The sequence below is a fragment of the Trinickia sp. Y13 genome (genome assembly GCF_029522115.1).
GTDB lineage: Bacteria > Pseudomonadota > Gammaproteobacteria > Burkholderiales > Burkholderiaceae > Trinickia.
In genome coordinates, this window is record NZ_JAKWFK010000010.1 from 42,353 (window position 1) to 64,724 (window position 22,372).

A 22,372-nucleotide genomic window follows, 5' to 3' on the forward strand; every position below is an offset into this window, starting at 1 on the left:
TCAAACGGACTGGCGAAAATCGGCACGAACCCCCGTTGCGCAACGGCGCGCGCCAAGGTAGGCGAAATGCCTGCGCACCGCCGACGCGATGGGCGATACTGATGCCTTTCTCGTTCACGTACGGATGCGCGGCTGCGCTTCGTTGCCTCCTCCATGTCGTTCCCAGCTCCTGCTCGCCTCGGTTTCATTGGCGCCGGCCGCTTGGCGCGGTGCCTGGCCATCGGCTTCGCCCGCGCGGGCTACCCGGTCGCCGCCGTCGCCGCGCGCTCGGCCGCTTCGGCGCAGCGCCTGGCGCGGGAACTGCCGCAGTGCCGCGCGGTGGCACACCCGCAAGCGGTCGTCGACGCCTCCGACGTTGTCTTTTTAGCGGTTCCCGATGACAACATCGGTACGATCGCGAACACATTACGGTTCGACTGGAAGCGCGCCGGCTCGCAGGCGCTCGTCCATTGCAGCGGCGCGACGCAGGTGGAGGTGCTGGCCGCCGCCCGCGCGCAAGGCACGTCGATCGGCGGGTTTCATCCGCTTTACTTGTTCGGCGGAGATGACGGCGACCTAGCGCGCATTGCCGGGTGTTCGGTCACGATCGAAGCGCCGGACGAGCTCGCCGCCGTGCTCGAAGCCCTGGCCCGCTCGCTCGGCTGCGAAGTGCTGACGCTGCCCGGTGGACAGCGCATGCTGTATCACGGCGCCGCGCATTACGCGGCCAGTTTCGTGCTGGGCGCCCTCGACGAGGCCGCCGAAATTTGGGGCATGCTCGGCTTCACCGAAGAACAATCGCTGCGCGCCCTGTTGCCGATGTTGGCCGGCACCGTGCAAGCCGCACGGGCGAAGGGCTTGCCCGGCGCACTCGCCGGGCCTGTTTCGCGCGGCGACGCGGCGACGCTCACGCGGCAGCTGGCGGCGTTCGAGCGCCTGGGTGCGGAGCACGCCGCGCTATACGCGTTGCTCACGCGCCGCTTGCTTTCGCTCGCGCGGCGCCGGTCGCAGCCGCCCGCCGCCATCGAGGCGATGACCGATGCCGTTCAAGCCACGCTGGCGGCCTGTTCGAGCGCTCGCTCTCGCGAAGTGCAAGCGCCCAACGAGCCGTGATATGGTGACGACCGGCAGCCTGCCGGCCGAGTCAAACCGCGGCGCCGCCCTACCAACCTGACGAGAAAGCCACAATGATCAAGGTCAGCATTCTCTATCCGTATCACGACAATGTCCGTTTCGATATCGACTACTATCGCGACAAGCACATGACGCTCGCCGCGAAGTATTTCGGCTCGGCGCTGAAAGGATGGTCCATCGATAAAGGCATGAGCGGCGGCGAACCGGGTTCGATGCCGGGCTTCGTGGCGTCCGGGCACTTTCTGTTCGATTCCGTCGAGGCATTTCAGAAGGTGTTCGAGCCCGTGGCCCACGAACTCATCGCCGATATTCCGAACTACACCGACAGCACGCCGCAAATTCTCATCAGCGAAGTCGTGACGAGCGTTTGACGATACGCCGTCCACCGGCGCCGGGGCGCGGGACTGCCAAGAAACTCAAAGAAGGAAAGGATCGAAGATGTTCGGGGACATTGCCCGTTTTCTACTCAATACCGTTTTCACGTTGTTCGGCGCGGCGCTCATTCTGCGCGCTTGGATGCAGGTGGTGCGCCTGCCGCCGTACAACCCCGTATCGAACGCCATCTTCCAGGCGACGAACTGGCTCGTGTTGCCGCTTCGCCGCGCGCTGCCGGGCGGCCGCCGCGTCGACGTGGCCAGTATCGTGGCGGTGCTGTTGGCGGCGATCGTCTACGTGGTTGCGATGGTGGCGATCGCCGGCGTGGACCCGCTCGGGTTCGCCCCGGTGATCGCGCTCGTCTCGTTGCTGACCGTCGTCAAATGGGCGCTCAACCTGGTCATCTGGTTGACGATCCTGATGGCGTTGCTCTCGTGGCTCAATCCGCACTCGCCCGCCATGCCGATCCTCTATCAACTCACGGCGCCGTTCTTGAACCCGCTGCGGCGCGTGATCCCGAACCTGGGCGGCATCGATCTTTCGCCGATCTTGCTGTTCGTCATCGTTCAGGTATTGCTGATGGTGGTTACGCGAGCGGCCGTGTCGCTCACGCTGTTCGGCATTTGATTCGACCGGGGGCCATCGGCCCCCAGCACCCAGTCATGCGTCGGGGCCGATGACGCCGAACGTGGCCGGGATCTCGGTGTAGACGGCGCGCACCTTCTCCCGCGAAACGCATTCGACGAGTGCGCGCGACTCCGCCTCCGTGGCGAGGAACTCGACTTCGACCGTCAGCGATCCTTGCAACTCGAAAAAGCGGTCCTCGTGCAACACGCCGTGCGCGCCGAAGCCCGCCATGGCGCGAAACGCCGAACCGCCGATGATCCCCATCTCCTTGGCGCGGTGAAGCAGCCACTCCCAGAGCAGCTTGCCGTGAAGCCGATGGTTTTCGTGAACATAGAACCGCAACAAGACGTACCGCTCGGACTGCATGTGACCTCCCGGCGCCGACAGTGCATGTTCGATTTTGCCTCTGTGCTTGCGGCGCCACAACTGTGAATCTATGCAGCGGCGATTATGCCGCGCCAGCCGCAGCGCCGATCGTCAGACCGCGGCAAGCCATAGACGCGCCGTCCACATGCCGAGCGCCGTGAGCGAGAACGAGCCGAACAGATGCAAGCCAGCAGCAGCCAGTCCCCAGCCTAGCTCGCCTTGCGACAACAAAGTGACGACTTCAGCGGAAAACGTCGAGAACGTGGTCAAGCCGCCCATGAACCCCGTGATGACGAAGAGCCGCAATTCCGGCGGCAAACCGGCTTTGGCGGCAAAGAGCGCAGCGGCGACACCGATGAAATAGCCGCCGATCAGATTGGCCGCGAGCGTGCCGAGCGGAATCGTGGGAAAGATGGCGTTCAAGCCGAGACTCAATCCCCAGCGCAACAATGCACCGAGTCCGGCGCCGACAAAGATGGAGAGAATCGAATAAATCAACGTGCGGTCCCGATTCGAAGCGTGATGTTGATCGAACCGGGACGGGGCGCGACGCGCGAGCGAACGCCTACCGATTCCGGCTCGGGGAACAGGTAGGCATCATCAGCCACGGGGGCGGTTGAAGGAGGAATGCCATCTCCCGCGCAAATAGGCATCGCACCGCCATGCCTATCGGACGCAACGAGGCGATACTTTAAGCGTTGCGGGAGCGGCAGGCAACAGGCAGCAGGCTAACGACGCCCTTCGAACAAGTCGCGCTCGCGCGCCAGGCCCTCGCCGACCACGTCGAAGAAAGCCCGCACTCTAGCGGTGCCTTTGAGATCGGCGTGGGCGACGATCCACAATTCGCCCTCCAACCCCGGGGCGGGCGAATTCATCGCGCGCACGACCCCGTATTCGCTGTCGCCGAGATAGCACGGCAGCAAGGCCAGCCCGATGCCCGAGCGCGCGGCCACCAATTGATTGACGAGACTGTTGCTGCGATACACGAACGCGTCGTGAGGCACGACTTGCGATAGCCATTGCGCCGCGGCGATCTGCGTCGTTCCGTACTCCCAGCCGATCAACGCATGGCGCTCGAGCCCCGTCACGCTCGAAAGCGATCCGCCGTTCTCGGCCAAATAGCCCGGGGACGCGTAGAACGCCCAAGCGACTTGCGCGAGCCTGCGCCCCCACAGGTCGCCTTCCTTGGGCCGCACGGGGCGCAATGCGATATCGACCTCGCGTCGCGAGAGATTGAGCACGTGATTGTCGACCACCAATTCGACCACGACGCCGGGATGCGTCTGCCGGAACACCGCGAGATGCCGGGTCAAGCGGCTGTACGCCAACGTCTCCGACGAAGTGACGCGCAAGCGGCCGCACAGCCGATGGTCGCGGCCCGTCAGATCCCGATCGAGCGCGAGCGCTTCGTCTTCCATGCGCTCGGCGGCCGCCGCCATGCGCTGCCCCGCCTCGGTGGCCTGATACACGCCGCCCGACAAGCGCTCGAAGAGCCGCACGCCGAGACGCGTCTCGAGCGCCTTCAAGCGGCGAAACGCCGTCGAATGATCGACGCTCAACCGCTCGGCCGCCGCGGTCAAACTGGCCGCGCGGTGCACGGCGAGCACGAGCCTCAGTTCGTTCCAATCGTTCATGCGCGAACATTAATCGATTGCTTGCGCAAACGCAATCCGCGATGGCATTTACACAATAGACTTTGCACGTCCGCACACCGTATGCTGGCTCCGTCGTTCATTTCCCGTCAATGCTCAAGATTCAAGAGGCCTCTATGAAGCTCTATTACTCCGCGGGCGCCTGCTCGCTCTCGCCGCATATCGTCGCCGTGGAAGCGGGCATCGCGGTTCAATTGGAACGCGTGAGCATCAGCAAAACGCCGCATACCACGGGATCCGGGCTCGATTTTTCGGCCATCAATCCGAACGGTTACGTTCCGGTGCTCGAACTCGACGACGGCACGCTGCTCACCGAAGGCCCCGCGATCGTGCAGTACCTGGCCGACATGAAGCCGGAGAGCGGCTTGGCGCCGCTGGCGGGAACGGTGGCGCGCACCCGTCTGCAAGCGTGGCTGAACTTCATCGCCACGGAATTGCACAAGATGTACAGCCCGTGGCTGTTCCACAACGAATACGGCGAGCAGGCGCAAGCCGTCGCGCGCGGCAAGATTGCCGAGCGGCTCGGCTACGTCGACACGCATTTGGCTGCGAGCGGGCCCTTTCTCATGGGCGAGGCGTTCACGGTGGCCGACGCTTATCTGTTCACCATCGTCAATTGGTCGCGGTTCGTCAACGTCGATCTATCCGCCTTCCCGCATCTGCGCGCCTATCTCGAGCAGGTCGGCCGGCGCCCTGCGGTGCGCGAAGCGATGCAGGCCGAAGGATTGAAGGTGCCCGCATGACTCGGTTATCGGCAAGGCCGGCCTACACGTTGGTGAGCCATCCGCTGTGTCCATACGTGCAGCGCGCCGCAATCGTACTCGCCGAAAAAGGCGTGGCCTTCGAGCGACGGTACATCGATCTGGCCGATAAGCCCGCATGGTTTGGAGCTGTGTCGCCGCTCGGCAAGGTTCCTTTGTTGCTCGTCGATGGGCACGGCGCCGAGGAACCTGCGGTCGTTTTCGAGAGCGCGGTCATTTGCGAATATCTAGAAGACGTCGGCGCGGGCCCCGCGCTGCATCCGTCGGCAGCGCTGGAGCGCGCGCGGCATCGCAGCTGGATCGAATTCGCGTCGGCGATTCTCGGCGACGTCTGGCATTTGGAGACCGCCGCCGACGCTCGCACGTACGAGACGAAGCGCGAGGCCCTGGAAACGAAGTTTGTTCGCGTGGAAGCTGAACTGGGCGACGGTCCGTTGTTTTCCGGTTCCCGAATGTGCCTCGTCGACGCGGCATTCGCGCCGATCTTCAGATACTTCGATGTCTTCGATGCGCTCGCGCCCACCGGCGTCTTTGCGCAGACACCGAAAATGGACGCTTGGCGGCGCGCGCTGTTCGAAAGACCCAGTGTCAAGGACGCGGTCTTGCCGGGCTATGAGGCGCGTCTGCTTGCATTCCTGACTCGGCATGATGCCTATTTGCTCAAGCGCCAGGGAGTGTCCATTCAATGAGCGCACTGAACGCCATGAGCCAAGGAGCGGCATGGGGGTGGTTGATCGTATCGGGGCTCTGCGATGTCGCCTGGGCGGTATCGATGAAATACGCCCAAGGCTACACACGGCTCGGCTGGAGCGCCGTTTCTCTCCTGTTGCTCGCCGCATTCGTCTTTCTGCTGGGCCGCGTGCTGCAAGTGCTGCCCGTAGGCACGGCGTACGCGGTGTGGACTGGGATCGGCGCGGCAGGAACGGTGCTGGTCGGCATCGTGCTGTTCGGGGAACCAGCAGGATGGTTTCGGCTCGGCGGCGTGGCGCTCGTGGTCGCGGGCATCGCCGCATTGAAGATGGCGCCTGCATGAAGCGCAGTTGCTGTCCGCGGCTATCGGCCTCTCCGGAAGAGAGGCCATCAACCGTGCTCGCGCGGCGCATTGCCTTCCTACCAGCGCGCTGGGCGGGTCTCGCGGCTGTTAGCGGCTGTGCGACGCCAGAGGCTGTGCGGGGCGCGTGCGCGCGCCGGCGACTCGCTCGTCGGCGTCCAGCGCCATACCTTGTGCACGCATCATTGCGCCCACGACTGACTGCATCGCGTTGTACGCCGTGCCCGAATCAAAGGGCGCGCTCTGTCCAAAACTCGCCGCCCACTGCTCCGAGATGGCGTTGCATTGGTTATGCAGATCGTGGCCTACCCGGGTCGCGGCTGCCATGAACTGCGAATCGATCTGCCGGACCTGCTCGGCGTAGGTCTGCGCATCCTCGGCGAATTGCCGCGGCATGCCGATCACGTCCGTCGCGGCCGAGCTTCGCGACGACGACGTCAGAGCCGCCTGTCCCGCCCCCAACATGGATCGCGATACGGCCAGATTGAGTTGAGTCAGTTTGCGCAGCCGCTCGAACGCCTCGTTCTGCAAGCTGAAGAGCGCGGGCAAGACGTTCAGGCCGAAGGCGGCCGATTGCTCGATGGTAGTCGTGTTCATTCAATGCTCCAAAATCGACCCGGCACATGCGTCCAAGGGATTTCGGAGGCGAGTGTCTCGCTACAGATTTGCAGGTCGGAGCGGCGCAGCCACTTCTAATGCTGCATCGCAGCAAAACACTGTATACCTTTCCTGCCGGATGTACAGCCTTTTCGCCATACGTGGGCGCCTGCCCGAGCGACGGCGGCAAATCCGTCGAAAGCCCTGGTCGATCCCAAGGCTGCGTGCCGAAAAGGTTCGCGACAGCAAGCCTGAATCGGCGCACACTGCCGGGACATTCGAGCTTTCCTACGAGCATCGATACAACGGGAGCAGTGTCATGGCAAAAGGTCAGTTGCGTAGCAATCGAGAAGCGAAGAAACCGAAGCAACCCAAAAAGCCCGCGCCCGTTTGGTCCCCATCCGGGCCGGGCCCAAGCAACGCGCGGACGAATACTTCGCAAGCGCAGAAAAAGCACTGAAGACGAAGGCGACAGGAATCGTCGGGCCGCCTCGATGCCCGACGATGTCGTTTCGACCCCTGCTCCTGCCGCTGCCTCTATGATTTGCGCCCGCGCCCACGCGGGAGCAACGCCTTTCATGTCGGTCGGCACTTGTGCCACGCAACGACATTCGCTGCATCCGCCTGTCCCTGCCGAGTCCACTCGCCACGCTGAACGGCTTCGCCCGGCCCGCGTTACGTTCGCCCGCAGGCCAACCCATAAGCTTCGAGCATCTCCATCCGGCTGCGCTGGACATCGGGCGGGTTTTCGCAGCGCTCGCTAATCCGTGCCTGATACGCCTTGAAGGCGGGCAGTTGCGTCAATACGTCCGCATCGTCGGCGCGGGCGTTCACGAAGACATGCAGGAACGCACAGCCCTCTCTGAAGATCACATAAGAAATGCCTTCGGGCTTGCTCTCTTCAAGTTCGGCGAATACGGCACGCGCGAGTGCCTCGTTTTCGTCGGCGTATTCGGATTTCGCGGTATATCGTACGACGGTGACGCGTTGCATTACGCTCTCCTCGCTGGTCGATCGGCGCACGATTGCGCCGACACCTCATAGACGTCGCCAGTGGGCAAAAGGATTCGCCCAACTATTTTTTTCATCCACGAATCATTCGCCTCCCGACGAGCGTCTTGTACCGTATGCCGCAATGGAACGAGGAGGACGGCCCAATTGGAATCGGAAGAACTGACAGCATGGATGGCGGAAATGCGGCCGCGCTTACATCGTTATTGCGCGCGCATGGTGGGCTCGGCATTCGAGGGCGAAGATGTCGTGCAGGAAGCGTTGGTCCACGCACTACAGGCATGGCCTATGGCGGGTGACATCCGGCAACCGCAAGCATGGCTCATGCGCATCGCCCACAATGCCGCGCTCGATGCCTTGCGCCGCAAGAAGCGTCAGGGCTGGGCCGAGCCCGAAACGGCGCTCGACGACCTGCCGGACGATGCGGCTGCGGCCGATACGCGCGTGGCGGCGGCGGCGAGCCTCGCCCATTTCATGTATCTCTCTACGATCGAGCGAGCGGCCGTGTTGTACGCCGACGTGTTCGGCTATTCGCTGATCGAGGCAAGCGATCTGCTGGGGACGAGCGTGGCGGCCATCAAATCCGCATTGCACCGAGGCCGTACGCGGCTCAAAGCCGTGGCGCAGGCCCCCGTCGATCAGCAGCGGGAAATGAATGACATCGACCGGGAGCGGCTGGCCGCCTACGTTGAACGCTTCAACGCTCGCGACTTCGATGCGCTGCGCAACCTGTTGTCGGAAGAAGTGCGGACGGACCTAGTTGGGCGCGCGCGAATGACGGGCAGAAAAGACGTCGGCAAGTATTTCGGACGTTACGAAGAAAATACGGCATGCCGTCTAGCGCTTGGCTGCGCGGAGGGTCGCATGGTGCTGCTTGCGAGCGACCCGACGATCGGGGCCGGGGTCACCTCCTACGTCATCCTCCTGGGTTGGGACGGCGATCGGCTCGCGAGGATACGCGACTTCCGGTATGCGCCCTATGTCATGGAAGCGCTCGATGTGCGCTGCGCGTGAAACCGCCGTTGCCATGCGAGCAATGGCAAGCGTGCAAGGTGTTGCATTGCCGCGGCCTCAACTACGGGATTGCCGCACATCCGAATCTGCCATTTGCGGATAAGCGTGCGGATAAGCGGCCGAGCACACCGCCGACACTTCAGCGCGAAACCAGCGATGCGCAGGATCGCGATCGAGGCGAGGATGCCAAATCGCCGAGACGTTGAACGCTGGCACGCGCAGCGGTAACTCGAATGGCCGCACGCCGTTGGCCGCCGCATAGTCAGGCAGAAAGGCATTGCCCAAACACGAATGCGGGACGACGGCCAGCAGGTCCGATTGACGAGCGAGTTGGATGGCGCTCGTATAGGACGGCACCACGATCGGGACATGGCGCTGCAGCTCGCTTAGTTCGAGGGCCGCGTCGACCGGATCATCGGCTTGCCCCGTACGAGATATCGCAACATGCGGGTACGCCACCCATCGCTCGAGGCTGACATTACCCTCGATCAAAAGCGGATGGCCGACGCCGCACACGCCGACGTAGCGGTCGCGCAAGAGCAACCGCGTACGCACCTCCGGCGCCGAAGTTTTGACGATACCGATCTCCAGATCGACGTTGCCCTCCCTGAGCGGCTGCGCATTCCAGTCCGGCTTCGGCGCGAAGCGAAGCTGCACGCCCGGCGCCGCTTGCCGCACCCGCTCGATCAACGCCGCACCAAGCAGATCGACGAAGCCCTCCCCCGCCCGCACGGTGAAGCGCTGCTCGAGCGTCGCAATCTCGAGCCGAGGGTCCGCTCGGCCGAGCGCCACCTCCGCTTCGCGGACCAGGGCGGGAATGCGCTGACTCAACTGCTCGGCGTAAGGCGTGAGAACCAGCGTGCGGCCAGCCTGCAATAGCAGGCGGTCGCCCGTGGCAGCCCGCAGCCGCGCCAACGTGCGGCTCATGGCCGAAACGCTCAGGTCGAGACGTAGCGCGGCTCGCGTAACGCTGCGTTCGCTCAGCAATGTATCGAGTGCGATCAGGAGATTGAGGTCGACGCGTGACATGCCCGCAGCATAGTCGAAAACGATCGATGCATGGCGTTTCGTGCAACCGTCAATTGCATCCCAGGCGCCTGGTGCAATTCGATTGCCGTCCGCAAAATTGACGACGTCACTCATGCAAAGGATCGCTCCATGCCCAACGTTTCGACTATCACTCCCACCGTCTTGCTGATCGGCGCTTCGCGCGGGCTTGGACACGCGATGGCGGCCGAGTTCGTGAAAAAGGGATGGCATGTCGTGGGCACCGTTCGCACGGGTCGCCGCACGCAGCTGCACGACTTGGCCGATGCGTTTCCGGGACGCGTCGAGATCGAGACGCTCGACATCACGCTCCCCGAGCAAATCCGCGCGTTGCGCGAACGCTTGGCCGGACGAATCTTTGACATGCTGTTCGTCAACGCCGGCACCACCAATCCCGACCCGACCCAGACCATAGGAGAAGTGTCGACCGAGGATTTCGTGAATCTGATGATCACCAATGCCCTTAGCCCGATGCGCGTGGTCGAATCCTTATCGCCGCTCGTTGCAGCGGAAGGTCTAATCGGGATCATGTCGTCGGGACAAGGCAGCATCACCGACAACGAAACGGGACAACGAGAGGTCTATCGGGGCAGCAAGGCGGCACTCAATCAGTTCATGCGCAGCTTTGCGGCGCGCCAAGCGGGGAAACCGCGGCCCATGGTGCTGATGGCGCCCGGCTGGGTGCGCACCGAACTCGGCGGGCCCGAGGGACGATTGTCGATCGAGGAGAGCGTGCCCGGAGTCGTGAACGTGCTGCTGAGCAAATTGGATCGCCCAGGCTTGGAATACCTCGACTATCGGGGCAGGACCGTTCGCTGGTGAAGGCAATTGGCTGCGGGCCCTAGCGGTTTCGGCCAGCCGAAAATCGCAGCGGCGTGCGTTTGGAGGCGAGGATGCGCTGGCGCGCTTCGCTCTATCCCAGATGCAAAGCATTCTCCATGGAACTGGCCCCGGGACGAAATACCCCAGGCCGTAGGTGTCGATATTCCTACAGGGAATGAGCGATGCCGATATTTCGTTTGCGGGGCGCGCCAGTATCGATGCACCTTAGCCTCAACGCATCTATCGGAGGCAACCGTGCGCATCAAGATCGAAAAATTTCCCCAAGTCGATGGCGACCTCGGCTGGCTTGAAACTACCCCCGGCTTCACCGCACCGCTCGGCCAACGCGTCAAGGGCGCTCACGCGTTCGACGTGGCCGTAATCGGAGCGGGCTTCACCGGCATTTCCCTCGCGCTGCGCTTCGCCGAACTGCAACCGTCAGCGCGTATCGCCGTGGTCGATGCGCTGCGCGTTGGCGAAGGCACGTCCGGCCGTAACGCAGGCTTCCTGATCGATCTCCCGCATAACCTAGACGGGGGAAAAACAGACGCAAACTATGCGCGCGCGCTCTATCGATTGAACGCATTCGCCATCGATCGCCTACGGGAGTACAAGGATCGCTTCGCGATTCCGTTCTGGGACGACGCGGGCAAATATATGTCGGCGCATGAAGAAGAGAACGAGTCCGGCCTCACGAGCTTCGTGAAGATGCTCAGCGTAGCGGGCTTCGAGTACGAGCAGTTATCGGGCCGCGAGCTCGAAAGGCGTCTCGGCACGAGCTACTATCGATCGGCGGTCTATACCCCCGGAAACGTCTTGGTGAATCCCGCCGCGCTCGTGCGCGGCCTGACGAAGGCTTTGCCGAAAAACGTCACGCTATTCGAAAACAGCCCCGTTTCCGGGATCGAATACGGCTCGCCGCACCGCTTGCAATTCGTCGGAGGCAGTATCGTTGCCCCCGTCGTCGTGCAAGCCACGAATGCGTTCTCCGAGGAATTCGGCAAGCTGTCACGTACGCTCGCTCCGGTCTTCACCTACGCGAGCCTCACGTCAGTGCTGACCGACGAGCAAATCAAGAAGCACTTCAATGGCGTGCGATCATGGGGCACGACGTCCGCACACCCCGCGGGCAGCACGGTTCGCTTCACCGTGGACAAAAGGATTTTCGTTCGCAATACGCTCGACTTCCTCCCTGAACTCAAGAGCACGCGTGCGGGATTGGACAACGCTTGGAAGCAGCATCGGAAATCGTTCGAAGCTCGCTTTCCATTCTTGAAAGACATGCCCTTCGAATACACGTGGGGCGGCATGCTCGCCATGACACTCAATCATGAGCCCGTGTTTGCGGACGCCGGCGACGGCGTCTATACGATGGGCGGCTGTAATGGCGTCGGGGTGGTGAAAGGCACTTATCTCGGCTACTACATGGCGGACCGGATCAACAATATCCAGAGCGAGAACCTGCAATTCATTCAGCAGCATTCCAGCCCCTCGTGGGTTCCGCCCGATCCTCTTCGAACGATCGGCGCCCGGCTGCGACTTACCCGTGAGTCGGCGGCCGCCGGCGGAGACGTTTAGGGCCGGCCGCGTCGCTCGTCCATTCCCTCGGAGAATAGCCGGTGCGCGCGTGCCGCGGCGGGCGTACGATGGCATCGGTCGATATCTTCTCCGATGGAATGGATCTTCCCATGAAAGCCCAAAACCTACGCCTGCTACGGACGTTACCTCCCATGGAGACGCTGGTGTGCTTCGAGGCCGTGGCACGTTGCGGGAGTTTCACGCGGGCAGCGCGCGAGCTTCTCATCACGCAAAGCGCAGTCAGCAAACAGATAAAGGCGCTCGAGGAAGTGCTGCATTGTGCATTGTTCGACCGGCACGCTCGCGGAATCGAGCTTAGCGCCGCAGGGGCAACCTTTCTCGAAGAGATCGAACCGCTCCTCTACAAATTGCAACGCGCGGTACTGAAAGCGCGAGATCGAGACGCGCGCCAAGCCGTATCGATCGTTTGCACGCAGGCGGTAGCGCACTTCTGGCTGTTTCCTCGAATCGTGCGCTTCAATCAGCTTCACCCGGACATTACGGTCAACGTGATCTCGACCAATACCATCAATGAGCGCAGTTGCGGTGAGAGCGACTTCGGCATTCTTTACGGCGATGGCGACTGGCCGACACTCGAGAGCACGCGACTGTTTCCGGAAATCGTGTACCCGATCTGCAGCCCCGCTTTGAACATTGCACCGCCGGTCAAGCCCGAAGACCTGATCGGGCTGCCCCTGATACAACTAGACTCGAGCCAATGGGATTGTCTCGACTGGCAGGATTGGTTCGATCACTTCGGCATACGGTATCAAATCCCCCGCAATGCGCTCACGTTCAATCAGGTCACGCTGTCATTCAACGCGGCATTGGAAGGTCTTGGCGTGACGCTTGGATGGGACTTCATGGCACGGCAAGCGATCGAGTCGGGGGCATTGAGCAAACTAGGCGAATTCGCCTATGAGACCGGCCATTCCGATTTTCTGGTCCACGCTCGGCATCGTCCGCTCACTGCGGTTGCGCGCATCGTTAAGGATTGGCTGATGTCGTCCGTGTGATCATCCAGCCCTGACTGAGCGAAGCACGTCTCAAGGCAGCTTACTTACCCCTTCTCCTATCGCTTCGACCCGAAGCGAATCCTGCTCGATGCTGCCGATCCATTCGCGCAGCGTTTCCCCGATCTGCGCCGCGTGATCTTCCTGCAGATAATGAAAGCCCGCGCCTAGCTCGACTACGCGGATATTGCGTTGGGCCGCCGCAAACTGTTTTGCGAACGCGGGCGACACAATGGCGCCCGGCTCGCCGACGAACAATAGCTTCGGGAACGTGGAAGCCTCGAGCGCCGCATGCGCTTCGGTCAGGCAGCGATGGACATCTCGTGGCTGCCCTTCTATCGGTAATTCATTTGCCAAACGCCAGATAGGCTTGCGCGATTGCACGGTCGGAAAAGGCTGCTTGTAGGCCGCGAGCTCATCACTGGACAGCGTGCGGCGAATGGAACCCGGAAGCACCCGTTCGAGGAACAGGTTGTCGCGCTGGATCATCTCCTCGCCGACGCCCGGCGTGCGGAATCGCCGAAACGTCTCGCGCGCCTGCGGATTTTGATGGAAATCGTCCCAACGCTCGAAGGGACGAATGAACTCCATGAAGGCCAAGCCCCTCACGCGTTGGGGAAACCGCGCGGCCAAATGAAAGGCCAGCGCCGTGCCCCAGTCTTGCGCGACGAGATAGAACTCGTCCAGGCTCAACGTTTCGATGAACGCGTCGAGGTAGCGAACGTGATCGGCAAAACGGTAGTCCATGTCCGGTTTGCCCGACTGCCCATAGCCGATCAGATCCGGGGCAATGGCCCGGTGCGTGCCGGCCACTGCCGGCATGATGTTGCGCCAGATATACGACGAAGTCGGATTCCCATGCAGGAACAGCACGACGGGGGCGTGTTCGGGTCCCGCCTGGCGGTAGCTCATCGTCGAATCGAGAACGGACACGCGCAAAGGCGAAGCGATGGCTGGCAGCGGCATGACGAGGCTCCTTCGAGAAGTTCCACTGTGGATACGGATACCTCGGCATGCTAATTACGAGCGCCTCGATTGATAATATCGCCGCCACGGAAAAAACCATTTACCAGGGGTGTGCAATCATCAGGGACCGCCTGGCCGCGTTTTGGATCGCCGTCGATCGAGGGGAACATTCCTGGGGTCGCGAACGTGCTGCTCCAGCGGAAGATCGCTGCGGAGAAAAGGGCCGTCCACCGTTACAAGGGAGGCATTAGCCGCTTACGAGCAGGCTGCTTGGACATCGACCTTCGCTTCGCGCCGCCGCTCGACGACGATTCTCCCGACGACGTTCTACTGTTGCGCGACGAAGCGCTGCTACTTCCGGACGAAGCGCTACTACTTTCGGACGACGCCGCGCGCTTGCGTCCAGATGGGGGTTGCGGTGCACGCCTGGCCAGCAGAAAGTCTTTTAGCCCCTGAGGCGCCCAAACATTGTATGGAGACGAACGAATGTGGGCCGCATCCTCGGGCGGGCATGCAAGCGCAGAGACCGCACCCTCGGGCAGGTATGTCAGCCACCGATACAGCGGCGCTTCGTGTGCTGGCCACCGTGGATCCTTGCCACTATCCATCTCTTGTCGTTCCCATTCGGGGTAATACGAAGGAATGACAGCAAGATCCTTGAAGTATTGGCGCTCGAATCGCATTTCCAAGTAACCTCGATAATGCTTGGCGAGCGCTTTGCCAACATCGACGCCCGCCTCGTTGGAGAGCGACGAGCCCTGCTGAAACGCTTGATTGTCCTGCAGCCCCCAATTCAATCCGCGATGCCAATGCAGCGGCGTCGGCTTCATTGCCGATAGACCTCTAGCGTAAACGCGAAGCACTTTTTGCAGCTTCGGAAGATAGGTTGCCCGCTGAGCGTAAGACTCGGCCAACACGCGCTGATACGCAACGTAGAAGCCTTCACCTCGGGATAAACCGAACCGGGATGCCCCGGTAATGTAGGGCTTATCGAGCGGCTCAGTCGATGTCAGAAACTCGGGACCTTTGCCCGTCGGCAACACGCCACGTTCCAATAGATCTTTCGCGTATTTTGATTCGGTGCCGTGATAGCCGACGAACTCGAACCCGTGAGCGAGGAGCCGATTATGCGCACGGAGCAGATTGTCCTTTTGCGCCTTTATCTGAGCGGGAGACTGCTGGGAAAAAAGAAGACTTCGAATCAGATCTTTGCCGAGGATCTCTCGCCCATCCGGAAGCAGCCCGCCACCGTCGGGTGCCCGGAGCGGGCTGTCGAATCGCGCACTGTCGGATAAACTCCGCGCTCTGGTCATCCCGCCCTCCATTCATCGCCAACTAGCCGTCCTGGCGATGGTATAGGCGTGAACCAGTTTCTGGGAAATGAATTTTGCGGCGCAACGGCGAGCCAGTCCCGCACATTGGGGATACCGATGCAAGAACCGCGACTTTGCGGACGACGATGAAGTACGCACGTGATCGTCGCCCGGCTCAAGATGCGCTGGCACCCCAACTAGTAGCCCTTGGATTGGTAATATTGCCGCCACGGAAAAAACCATTTACCAGGGGTGCGCAATCATGGACCGGATGACTGCCTTGACCGTGTTTCGGACCGTCGTCTCGGTCGGCAGCTTCAGCGGGGCAGCCAAGCAATTGGGCCTGTCTCCCGCCGCGGTCAGCAAGAACATCGGCGAGTTGGAAACGCATCTGCGCGCGCGATTGCTGAACCGGACGACTCGGCGGCTCAGTTTGACCGAAGCCGGCGCGCAGTATTACGAGCGAGTCTCGCACATCTTGGACGATCTGGACGAAGCGGACGGCTCCGTAGGCGACTTGCAGCAACAGCCCGCCGGACTGCTTCGCGTCAGCGCGCCCATCACGCTGACGCTGCTGACGATCTCGCCAGCGCTACCGCGATTCTTGGCGCGTCACCCCGGCATTTCGCTCGATCTTCACTTGGACGACCGGCGCGTGGACTTGATCCGTGACGGCTACGATTGCGCGCTGCGCGGCAGCGACAAGCTGGAGGATTCTCGGCTGGTGGCGCGCAGACTCATGGTGCTCAAGCACGTGCTATGTGGGGCGCCGTCGTACTTCGAACGCTGCGGCATGCCCAAGGACCCGAGCGAACTCGTCGACCATAGTTGCGTGCAGTTCACGTTGTCGGATCACTCCGCTGTGTGGGCGTTTCGCAAAGATGGGCGGACCGTGACGGTGCCCGTGAACAGCCGCTACAAGGTGTCCTCGAGCTTGGCGGTGCGCGATGCGTTGCTCGCGGGATTCGGCTTGAGCCTGATCCCGGAGCTTTACGTGCGCAGTCAATTGGCCGAGGGCGCGCTCGTGCCAGCGCTCACCGAGTGGGAAAGCGACGAGACCACGATTTATGCCGTTTATCCGTCGCGGCATTTTCTGCCGGCGAAGATGAAAGTGTTTCTGGAGTTTTTGGCGGCGGAGCTTGGGGACGACACGCATACGGCGCCGCGGCAGCCGGTGATCGACGCGTAACACGCGCGCAGCGGCGCCACATGCAAGCGTACCGGTTCGTGGCTAGCGATATCTACGCGTTGTTTTCTAGCGCCCTGCCCCGTAAGTTCTTTGATAAATCAAATGAGCGATTTCATATCAAAGGAGCTTGCGGGACAGGTCACTAGATGCCAGCTGCTACTGCGACTCCCCAACAAATCAGCAGCACGCCCCCTACGAAACGGAGCCATCGCGCACGCGGGAGAATTTTTTCGAGCAATACGTAGACCGACAGCGCGACAATCCAAACCACATTCATGACGCCGAATACGAAGAGCAGCGTCATGAGTAACGCGCAGCAGCCGACGCAATACGTCCCGTGACGAACGCCCATGATCCAGGCGCCATACGTGCCTTCACGCCATTCGGTCAGAAGAAAGCCGAGCGGGGACGCGCACTTGGCAAGGCACGCTTGCTTCAAAGGCGTGAACTGGAAGATCCCCGCAACGACGAGGAGCGCTGCCGCGACCCACGGCGTTGCGCTCACCATCATTGGTGTGACGAGACGCGCTTCGAGCAGGCCCCACTGCGCAAGCGTGGCGCCCAGGCTGAACGCCGACCACACAGCGAGGTAGCCGAGAACGAACACGCCGGTGGGCACATAGGGCAGTTGTTGCGCCCGCTGCCGGCGGCTCAGGGAGGCAAAGCTCAAAACCATGGGCACGATAGACGGAAGCATCATGGCGGCCATCATGATGGCCCACATCGCGAGCACCAGCAGCAGATCGAAGATGTGCCAATCCGTCATGCGCGGCATGACCGCCATCGCCATACCTGCGTCCATGTGGGCCATGCCCCAACCCATATAGAGCACGTATGCCCACGCGAGCGCTGCGGCCGCCGCGAGCCCGGACAGCACGATCACGCGGTCGCGCCCGGGCAGGCGTCGCGCCGCGCGGCCACCGAGTAGGGCTGGCTCAGGCATGGTAGGCGAACGGCGAATAGAATCCGTTGCGGTTCGAGATTTCCCTGGTGAAGCCGTGGTCGGCGAAGCGAAACTCCTTCGATTTCCCGACCACTGCCGGAAAACCCGGGGCCGGCGTAAAGGGATGATTGCTGAGTGTCACGTCGCCGCCGTCCTGCCCTTGCAATGCCTCGATTTCCACGTCTGCGACGTTGGGTATATGAAGGCTGCGACGTTTCCCGTCGAGTCGATAATCGATGGCAACCGGCTTGACGCCCATCACTTCGCCGATCATCGGACTCAGTGCCGAAAGCGGGCCGCCCACTTGACCGGAAAAGATCTTGCCCAACGCCTCTTGCTGCTCCGATGTGCCGCGTTCGTCCAGATAAAGGGCGACTCTCCATTTGTTTTGCAACATATGGCCCGGAGAATACGCAAACAGAGCGACGTTGAGTCCGTCCAGTGGGACGACGGCGAACTTGCCTTCATCGATATGCCAGCCGATCAGCACGGCGCAGTCTCCGTCCGACGGCGGGTCAAGGCAAACGCAACTGCATGGGGCGTAGCAGTTGCAGCTTTCGAAATACGTACCGGCAACTTTCCAGCTCTCGGCCATGATGTTCACCTCCGTCGTCGGTCATGGGCAAGATGCGGTCGCATTCGGGCACGGCCCATCGACGCGGGTCAAAGTCAAAGTCGATTCCGAGACGCCGGATCGGGCGAACGCATCGATACAAGTCTAGGTCGGAACGGTCCATCCAGCAGGGCGCAACATACTCAACGATGCAGCAGCATCGGCGCGTAGGCCTTCACGAAGAACGCCAGCGTGATGCAGGACGTTGCCAGTAGCGTCCCGGCACGAATGACTGCCGGCGAGGCGCGCCGGCCAATGCGCGCGCCACCGTATCCCCCTAGGGTTGCGCCGGCTAGCATGGCCAGCGTCTCGGGCCAGCGCACCGCCTGCGCACCGATGAACGCCAGCACTGCAACCAGATTAGCCGCGCCGACCAGCAGCGTACGTGGAGCATTGAGGTGCTTGATATCGCGATTGTCGAGCAGCCCCCAAGTGGCGATCATCATGATCCCCACCGCGCCCCCAAAGTAGCCTCCATACCCGCCGAGCGCGAACTGGATGGCCAGTACCGCGCCTGCGCGAATGTGCCAGCGAGCACGCAGCGCATCGCCGATCCGCCGTCCGAACGAAAGCGCAACGGACGCGATCAGCAGCAGCCAGGGCAACACGAAAGTGAATGCCGCGGACGAGGTGCGCAGTAGCAGGATCGCTCCGACCAGTCCACCGCACAGCGTCGCAAGCAGCAACGCGCGCAATGGCACCGACCCGACCGGACCCAGACCGTCGCGATATGCCCACGCGCTGGCGAGGCCGCCAGGAAACAGCGCCACTGTACTGGAAGTATTCGCATAAACCGGTGGCACACCCACCGCAATCAGCGCAGGCAGGCTGACAAACGAGCCGCCGCCGGCTAGCGCATTCATTGCACCAGCCACCAGTCCGGCTAGAAAAACCAAAAGAAATGATCCCATGGGGGGATGCTAAGCACGCAATCACCTGTCCGCAATCTGGCATTTCCAGTGCTAGACTTCGGAAAAAACGAAAGCAGATAGAGGGACTTTGTCGTGCGCTTCGACCTGACCGATATGCGGCTATTCCTGACTGTTGTGGAATGCGGCAGCCTGACCCAAGGCGCACGGCAAATGCACCTGGCGCTGGCGTCGGTCAGTGAGCGCATCGCTGGCATGGAGTCGGCGCTTGGCGCTCCATTGCTGGAGCGCAACCGTCGCGGCGTGCGCGCAACCGCGGCCGGCGAGGCCTTGATCCGGCATGCCCGTTCGATCCTCGGCCAAGTCGAGCAGATGCGCGGGGAGTTGCGTACCTACGCAACGGGCTTGAAAGGACGCATTCGACTGCTGTCCAACACCGCAGCGCTGGCAACATTCCTGCCGCCCCGGCTATGTCAGTTCCTGGCGGCGCATCCCGACCTTGCCGTCGATCTCGAAGAACGGCCTAGTCCCGAGATCGTCCAGGCGCTGGTGGACCGGCGCGCGGACCTTGGCATCGTGGCCGACATCACTGACCTCGCGAACCTGCAGACGTATCTGATTGCAGAGGACGAACTCGTAGTCGTGGCCAGTCGCACGCATCGCTTGGGGACGCAAGCGTCCGTGGCATTCACGGAAACTCTTGGCGAACCGGTTGTCGGCATGGCGGACACTGCGCTCGAAACACACCTTGCCGAACGCGCGTCGCGTCTTGGCCGTCAGCTCTACTACCGCGTCCAGTTTCGCAGCGTCGAGCATGTGGCGATGTTGGTCGAGGCAGGCGTCGGCGTATCGATCCTGCCCAAGGCATTGGCGAGCACGCTGCGTCGGGACCTTGCCATCCTGCCACTGTCGGAGGCATGGGCTGCACGGCGGCTTTATCTTTGCGCGCGCGACTTTCTCGCGCTGACGCCGCATGCCGATCTGCTCGCGCGGCAGTTGATCGAAGGCGCGCCATAGCCTTTGCGCTGACAGAGCCATCGTTGGCAATCACTCTCACGACGGCCACGTACCTCGTCAAATTCATACGCTGCAACAATGCGGGGCCTTTTATCTTGCGATGCCGCATTAATGTTTATGCCGGTGCAGCCAACCCATATGATGCGAATCAAGCCACTGCGCCATGCCCTCTGCGGGGTGATCGCGCCAGTAACGTTGCGCCACCATGAATCCGGCGACCAACAAGACCACCAAGCCGACAACGAAGTAGATCATAGACTGAGTCATGGCGGCCTCCTTATTAGGTTGCGACCATGCTCATATTCTAGGTCAGCGATTGCCGAAATGGCGTACGGCGCAAGCGCACGATTTCATCGCTTGCATCAAACAAGCCCTGCGGCCGCTGTAACGAGGTCAGTGAATGAAACGGCGCAATTCGACCGTCTCGGGATGATCGAAAATCGCCTCGGGCGTGCCGCTTTCCCACACGCGTCCCTGGTGCATGAAGACAACCTTGTCGCTGACCGCGCGCGCGAAACGCATCTCGTGCGTCACCATGATGAGCGTCATATGTTCGCGCGCGAGGCTCTCGACCACACTAAGCACTTCGCCGACGAGTTCCGGATCGAGCGCCGACGTGATCTCGTCGCACAGCAACACCGACGGGTTCATCGCCAATGCCCGGGCGATCGCCACCCGTTGCTGCTGCCCGCCCGAGAGCTGATCGGGATAGGCGCCGAACTTATCGCCGAGACCGACGCGCACAAGCATCGACTCGGCCGTCGCGCGCGCCTCGTGCCGAGACGTCTTCTTGACCACGGTCTGCGCGAGCATGACGTTTTCACCGGCCGTGAGATGCGGAAAGAGGTTGTACTGCTGGAAGACCATGCCCACTTTCAGGCGCAGCGCGCGCAGGTCTGCGTGCCGTGCGTCGATATGCGCCCCGTCGATTTGAATCGATCCGGCATCGATGCTTTCCAGCCCGTTCAGCGTGCGCAGAAACGTGCTTTTGCCCGACCCGCTGCGGCCGATGATCGAGACGACCTGCCCGCGCTCGACGGAAAAATCGATCCCTTTTAGCACATGGTTCGCGCCGAACTGTTTTTCGACGCCTGAAGTTTCAACGAGAGCCATACATCGTCCTTTGCAACGTGCGCGCGTAATGGGTGAGCGGATAGCAGAGCGCGAAATAGATGAGCGCAACGAGCCCGTAGACCAGGAACGGCTTGAAGGTCGCATTCGAGATTTCGGTGCCGGCTTTCGCGAGTTCCGAGAAGCCGATGATCGACACGAGCGCCGTATCCTTGATCGCCTGCACGCCGAAGCCGACCGTGGGCGCCACTGCGATCCGGGCCGCCTGCGGCAGGATGACGTGCCGCAGTTGCTCGAAGTAGTTCATCGCCAGACTGGCCGAAGCCTCCCACTGCCCTTTGGGCACCGCTTCCACGCAGCCGCGCCAAATTTCGGCCAGATACGCGCTGGTAAAAAAGGTCAGGCCGAGCGTGGCGGCCACCCAAGGCGAGACGTCGATACCGACGAGCGGCAAACCGAAGAACACGATAAACAGCTGCAACAGCAGCGGCGTGCCTTGAAATACCTCGATGTAGACGCGCACCAGCGCCCGCAGCACACGTGAGCGCGACACGCGCAGCACGAGCAGCACAAGGCCGACGGCCCCGCCGGCGCCAAAAGAAATGAGCGAGAGCAAGACGGTCCACCGCGCGGCGAGCAGCAACGCTTCGAGCATCTGGCCGAACGTGAATTCGATCATCGCCCACCTCGCAGGTTGCGCGCGAACAGCCGGCGACCCGCCGCGTGGAGCGCTGCGCGCAACACCAGCGCCATCGCGAAATACACGAGCGCGATCAGAAAGTACGTCTCGAACGCGCGAAAGTTGCGTGATTGCACGTAGCTGGCCGCGTAGGTCAGATCCGCCACGGAAATCTGCGAGACGACGGCCGAGCCCAGCATCGTGATGACAATCTGACTGGCGAGCGCGGGGAACACTTTCGCGAAGGCCTGCGGCAGCAAAACGTGAACGAACGTCTCGCGCGGCGACATGGCGAGCGCCGCGGCCGCCTCATGGTGCCCCCTCGGTACCGCGCGAATGCCGGCGCGCAGGATCTCGACCGAATAGGCGCCGAGATTGAGCGTCATCGCGGCAATGGCGGCCGTGTATTCGCCGATGTGAATGCCTAGCGCGGGCAGCCCAAAGAACACGAAGAAGAGCTGCACGAGAAACGGCGTATTGCGAATACCCTCGACATAACAGAAGGTGGCGCGGCGCAGCGACGCATAGCGGCTTTCGCACGCCGCGGCGCCCAGCACGCCGACGCTCACCCCCAGCAGCGTCGATGCGGCCGTCAGCGCGAGCGTGACGGCGGCGCCGCTGGCGAACATGCCGGCGTAGGCCGACAGGTCGCCGAACTGCAATTGATAACTCATAGCAATACCGT

General features: G+C 62.1%; 27 protein-coding genes and 1 riboswitch. Of the genes, 12 read left to right on the top strand and 15 right to left on the bottom strand.

Translation table 11 applies throughout. The features are described from left to right. Window positions 1-153: 153 nt before the first annotated feature. The 3 genes from MMB74_RS18270 (at window position 154) to MMB74_RS18280 (ending at window position 2,115) form a co-directional block, all read left to right on the top strand. Window positions 154-1,092 (top strand): DUF2520 domain-containing protein, encoded by a 939-nt coding sequence (locus MMB74_RS18270; RefSeq protein WP_277430076.1) that lies wholly within the window; start codon window positions 154-156, stop codon window positions 1,090-1,092. A 74-nt stretch (window positions 1,093-1,166) separates the two neighbouring features. Beyond that, a complete protein-coding gene (locus MMB74_RS18275; protein ID WP_277430077.1) occupies window positions 1,167-1,484 on the top strand; it encodes an EthD family reductase in 318 nt (105 codons plus the stop codon). A gap of 67 nt (window positions 1,485-1,551) precedes the next feature. Further along, window positions 1,552-2,115: a YggT family protein gene (locus MMB74_RS18280; protein ID WP_277430078.1), complete on the top strand. Its 564-nt coding sequence runs from the start codon at window positions 1,552-1,554 to the stop codon at window positions 2,113-2,115. A gap of 33 nt (window positions 2,116-2,148) precedes the next feature. Here MMB74_RS18280 and MMB74_RS18285 read toward each other — a convergent pair whose 3' ends face one another. From MMB74_RS18285 to MMB74_RS18295, 3 genes are all read right to left on the bottom strand, one after another. Next, window positions 2,149-2,481: a DUF190 domain-containing protein gene (locus tag MMB74_RS18285; protein WP_277430079.1), complete on the bottom strand. Its 333-nt coding sequence runs from the start codon at window positions 2,479-2,481 to the stop codon at window positions 2,149-2,151. Window positions 2,482-2,592: 111 nt separating this feature from the next. Next, window positions 2,593-2,979, bottom strand: coding sequence for a fluoride efflux transporter CrcB (gene crcB, locus MMB74_RS18290; RefSeq protein ID WP_277430080.1), 387 nt, complete (start codon window positions 2,977-2,979; stop codon window positions 2,593-2,595). 86 nt (window positions 2,980-3,065) lie between these two features. Beyond that, a riboswitch (Fluoride riboswitch) is annotated at window positions 3,066-3,128 on the bottom strand. 81 nt (window positions 3,129-3,209) lie between these two features. After that, a complete protein-coding gene (locus MMB74_RS18295) occupies window positions 3,210-4,115 on the bottom strand; it encodes a LysR family transcriptional regulator (protein ID WP_277430081.1) in 906 nt (301 codons plus the stop codon). 134 nt (window positions 4,116-4,249) lie between these two features. Here MMB74_RS18295 and gstA point away from each other — a divergent pair, with 134 nt between their 5' ends. The 3 genes from gstA to MMB74_RS18310 are packed head-to-tail and all read left to right on the top strand — an operon-like array spanning window position 4,250 to window position 5,927. Next, window positions 4,250-4,876, top strand: coding sequence for a glutathione transferase GstA (gene gstA / locus MMB74_RS18300; RefSeq protein WP_277430082.1), 627 nt, complete (start codon window positions 4,250-4,252; stop codon window positions 4,874-4,876). Next, window positions 4,873-5,583: a glutathione S-transferase family protein gene (locus MMB74_RS18305; RefSeq protein ID WP_277430083.1), complete on the top strand. Its 711-nt coding sequence runs from the start codon at window positions 4,873-4,875 to the stop codon at window positions 5,581-5,583. Before gstA ends, MMB74_RS18305 begins: the two co-directional genes overlap by 4 nt. Then, a complete protein-coding gene (locus MMB74_RS18310) occupies window positions 5,580-5,927 on the top strand; it encodes a multidrug efflux SMR transporter (RefSeq protein WP_277430084.1) in 348 nt (115 codons plus the stop codon). Before MMB74_RS18305 ends, MMB74_RS18310 begins: the two co-directional genes overlap by 4 nt. Before the next feature lie 108 nt (window positions 5,928-6,035). On the opposite strand, the gene MMB74_RS18315 is transcribed toward MMB74_RS18310, so the two are convergent. Both MMB74_RS18315 and MMB74_RS18320 read right to left on the bottom strand, forming a co-directional pair. Further along, on the bottom strand, window positions 6,036-6,542 hold the full coding sequence (locus tag MMB74_RS18315; RefSeq protein ID WP_277430085.1) for a phasin family protein: 507 nt from the start codon (window positions 6,540-6,542) through the stop codon (window positions 6,036-6,038). 675 nt (window positions 6,543-7,217) lie between these two features. Further along, window positions 7,218-7,535: a hypothetical protein gene (locus MMB74_RS18320; RefSeq protein WP_277430086.1), complete on the bottom strand. Its 318-nt coding sequence runs from the start codon at window positions 7,533-7,535 to the stop codon at window positions 7,218-7,220. Window positions 7,536-7,700: 165 nt separating this feature from the next. On the opposite strand from MMB74_RS18320, the gene MMB74_RS18325 reads away from it, so the two are divergent. Then, entirely contained in the window at window positions 7,701-8,567 is an 867-nt protein-coding gene (locus tag MMB74_RS18325; protein ID WP_277430087.1) for a sigma-70 family RNA polymerase sigma factor, read from the top strand. 57 nt (window positions 8,568-8,624) lie between these two features. On the opposite strand, the gene MMB74_RS18330 is transcribed toward MMB74_RS18325, so the two are convergent. Beyond that, window positions 8,625-9,596, bottom strand: coding sequence for a LysR family transcriptional regulator (locus MMB74_RS18330; protein ID WP_277430211.1), 972 nt, complete (start codon window positions 9,594-9,596; stop codon window positions 8,625-8,627). Between the two features lie 129 nt (window positions 9,597-9,725). Between MMB74_RS18330 and MMB74_RS18335 the strand changes: the two genes are divergently transcribed. From MMB74_RS18335 to MMB74_RS18345, 3 genes are all read left to right on the top strand, one after another. After that, window positions 9,726-10,436 carry an SDR family NAD(P)-dependent oxidoreductase gene (locus MMB74_RS18335; RefSeq protein WP_277430088.1) on the top strand — a complete coding sequence of 237 codons (711 nt, stop codon included), beginning with the start codon at window positions 9,726-9,728 and terminating at the stop codon, window positions 10,434-10,436. Window positions 10,437-10,691: 255 nt separating this feature from the next. Further along, window positions 10,692-12,014 carry an FAD-binding oxidoreductase gene (locus MMB74_RS18340; RefSeq protein WP_277430089.1) on the top strand — a complete coding sequence of 441 codons (1,323 nt, stop codon included), beginning with the start codon at window positions 10,692-10,694 and terminating at the stop codon, window positions 12,012-12,014. Between the two features lie 110 nt (window positions 12,015-12,124). Next, window positions 12,125-13,030, top strand: coding sequence for a LysR substrate-binding domain-containing protein (locus MMB74_RS18345; protein WP_277430090.1), 906 nt, complete (start codon window positions 12,125-12,127; stop codon window positions 13,028-13,030). 30 nt (window positions 13,031-13,060) lie between these two features. Here the strand turns inward: MMB74_RS18345 and MMB74_RS18350 are convergent, their stop codons facing one another. Then, window positions 13,061-13,993 (bottom strand): haloalkane dehalogenase, encoded by a 933-nt coding sequence (locus MMB74_RS18350; RefSeq protein WP_277430091.1) that lies wholly within the window; start codon window positions 13,991-13,993, stop codon window positions 13,061-13,063. Between the two features lie 233 nt (window positions 13,994-14,226). Beyond that, the gene (locus MMB74_RS18355; RefSeq protein ID WP_277430092.1) at window positions 14,227-15,306 is read right to left on the bottom strand and encodes a hypothetical protein; all 1,080 of its coding nucleotides are present in this window, start codon (window positions 15,304-15,306) and stop codon (window positions 14,227-14,229) included. A 262-nt stretch (window positions 15,307-15,568) separates the two neighbouring features. Here MMB74_RS18355 and MMB74_RS18360 point away from each other — a divergent pair, with 262 nt between their 5' ends. Then, window positions 15,569-16,495, top strand: a complete 927-nt coding sequence (locus tag MMB74_RS18360; protein WP_277430093.1) for a LysR family transcriptional regulator — start codon at window positions 15,569-15,571, stop codon at window positions 16,493-16,495. A gap of 142 nt (window positions 16,496-16,637) precedes the next feature. Here the strand turns inward: MMB74_RS18360 and MMB74_RS18365 are convergent, their stop codons facing one another. The 3 genes from MMB74_RS18365 to MMB74_RS18375 all read right to left on the bottom strand — a co-directional run bounded on the left by MMB74_RS18365 (window position 16,638) and on the right by MMB74_RS18375 (window position 18,962). Next, window positions 16,638-17,438, bottom strand: a complete 801-nt coding sequence (locus tag MMB74_RS18365; RefSeq protein WP_277430094.1) for a DUF2182 domain-containing protein — start codon at window positions 17,436-17,438, stop codon at window positions 16,638-16,640. After that, on the bottom strand, window positions 17,431-18,033 hold the full coding sequence (locus MMB74_RS18370) for a DUF1326 domain-containing protein (protein WP_277430095.1): 603 nt from the start codon (window positions 18,031-18,033) through the stop codon (window positions 17,431-17,433). Before MMB74_RS18370 ends, MMB74_RS18365 begins: the two co-directional genes overlap by 8 nt. Window positions 18,034-18,194: 161 nt before the next feature. Continuing rightward, window positions 18,195-18,962: a sulfite exporter TauE/SafE family protein gene (locus MMB74_RS18375; protein ID WP_277430096.1), complete on the bottom strand. Its 768-nt coding sequence runs from the start codon at window positions 18,960-18,962 to the stop codon at window positions 18,195-18,197. A 93-nt stretch (window positions 18,963-19,055) separates the two neighbouring features. On the opposite strand from MMB74_RS18375, the gene MMB74_RS18380 reads away from it, so the two are divergent. Beyond that, entirely contained in the window at window positions 19,056-19,937 is an 882-nt protein-coding gene (locus MMB74_RS18380; RefSeq protein ID WP_277430097.1) for a LysR family transcriptional regulator, read from the top strand. Window positions 19,938-20,045: 108 nt separating this feature from the next. On the opposite strand, the gene MMB74_RS18385 is transcribed toward MMB74_RS18380, so the two are convergent. From MMB74_RS18385 to MMB74_RS18400, 4 genes are all read right to left on the bottom strand, one after another. Then, a complete protein-coding gene (locus tag MMB74_RS18385; RefSeq protein ID WP_277430098.1) occupies window positions 20,046-20,204 on the bottom strand; it encodes a hypothetical protein in 159 nt (52 codons plus the stop codon). Between the two features lie 126 nt (window positions 20,205-20,330). Further along, entirely contained in the window at window positions 20,331-21,050 is a 720-nt protein-coding gene (locus MMB74_RS18390; protein ID WP_277430099.1) for an amino acid ABC transporter ATP-binding protein, read from the bottom strand. Then, a complete protein-coding gene (locus MMB74_RS18395; RefSeq protein WP_277430100.1) occupies window positions 21,037-21,687 on the bottom strand; it encodes an amino acid ABC transporter permease in 651 nt (216 codons plus the stop codon). The genes MMB74_RS18390 and MMB74_RS18395 overlap by 14 nt, the downstream gene beginning before the upstream one ends. Next, the gene (locus MMB74_RS18400; RefSeq protein ID WP_277430101.1) at window positions 21,684-22,361 is read right to left on the bottom strand and encodes an amino acid ABC transporter permease; all 678 of its coding nucleotides are present in this window, start codon (window positions 22,359-22,361) and stop codon (window positions 21,684-21,686) included. The genes MMB74_RS18395 and MMB74_RS18400 overlap by 4 nt, the downstream gene beginning before the upstream one ends. Window positions 22,362-22,372: the final 11 nt, after the last annotated feature.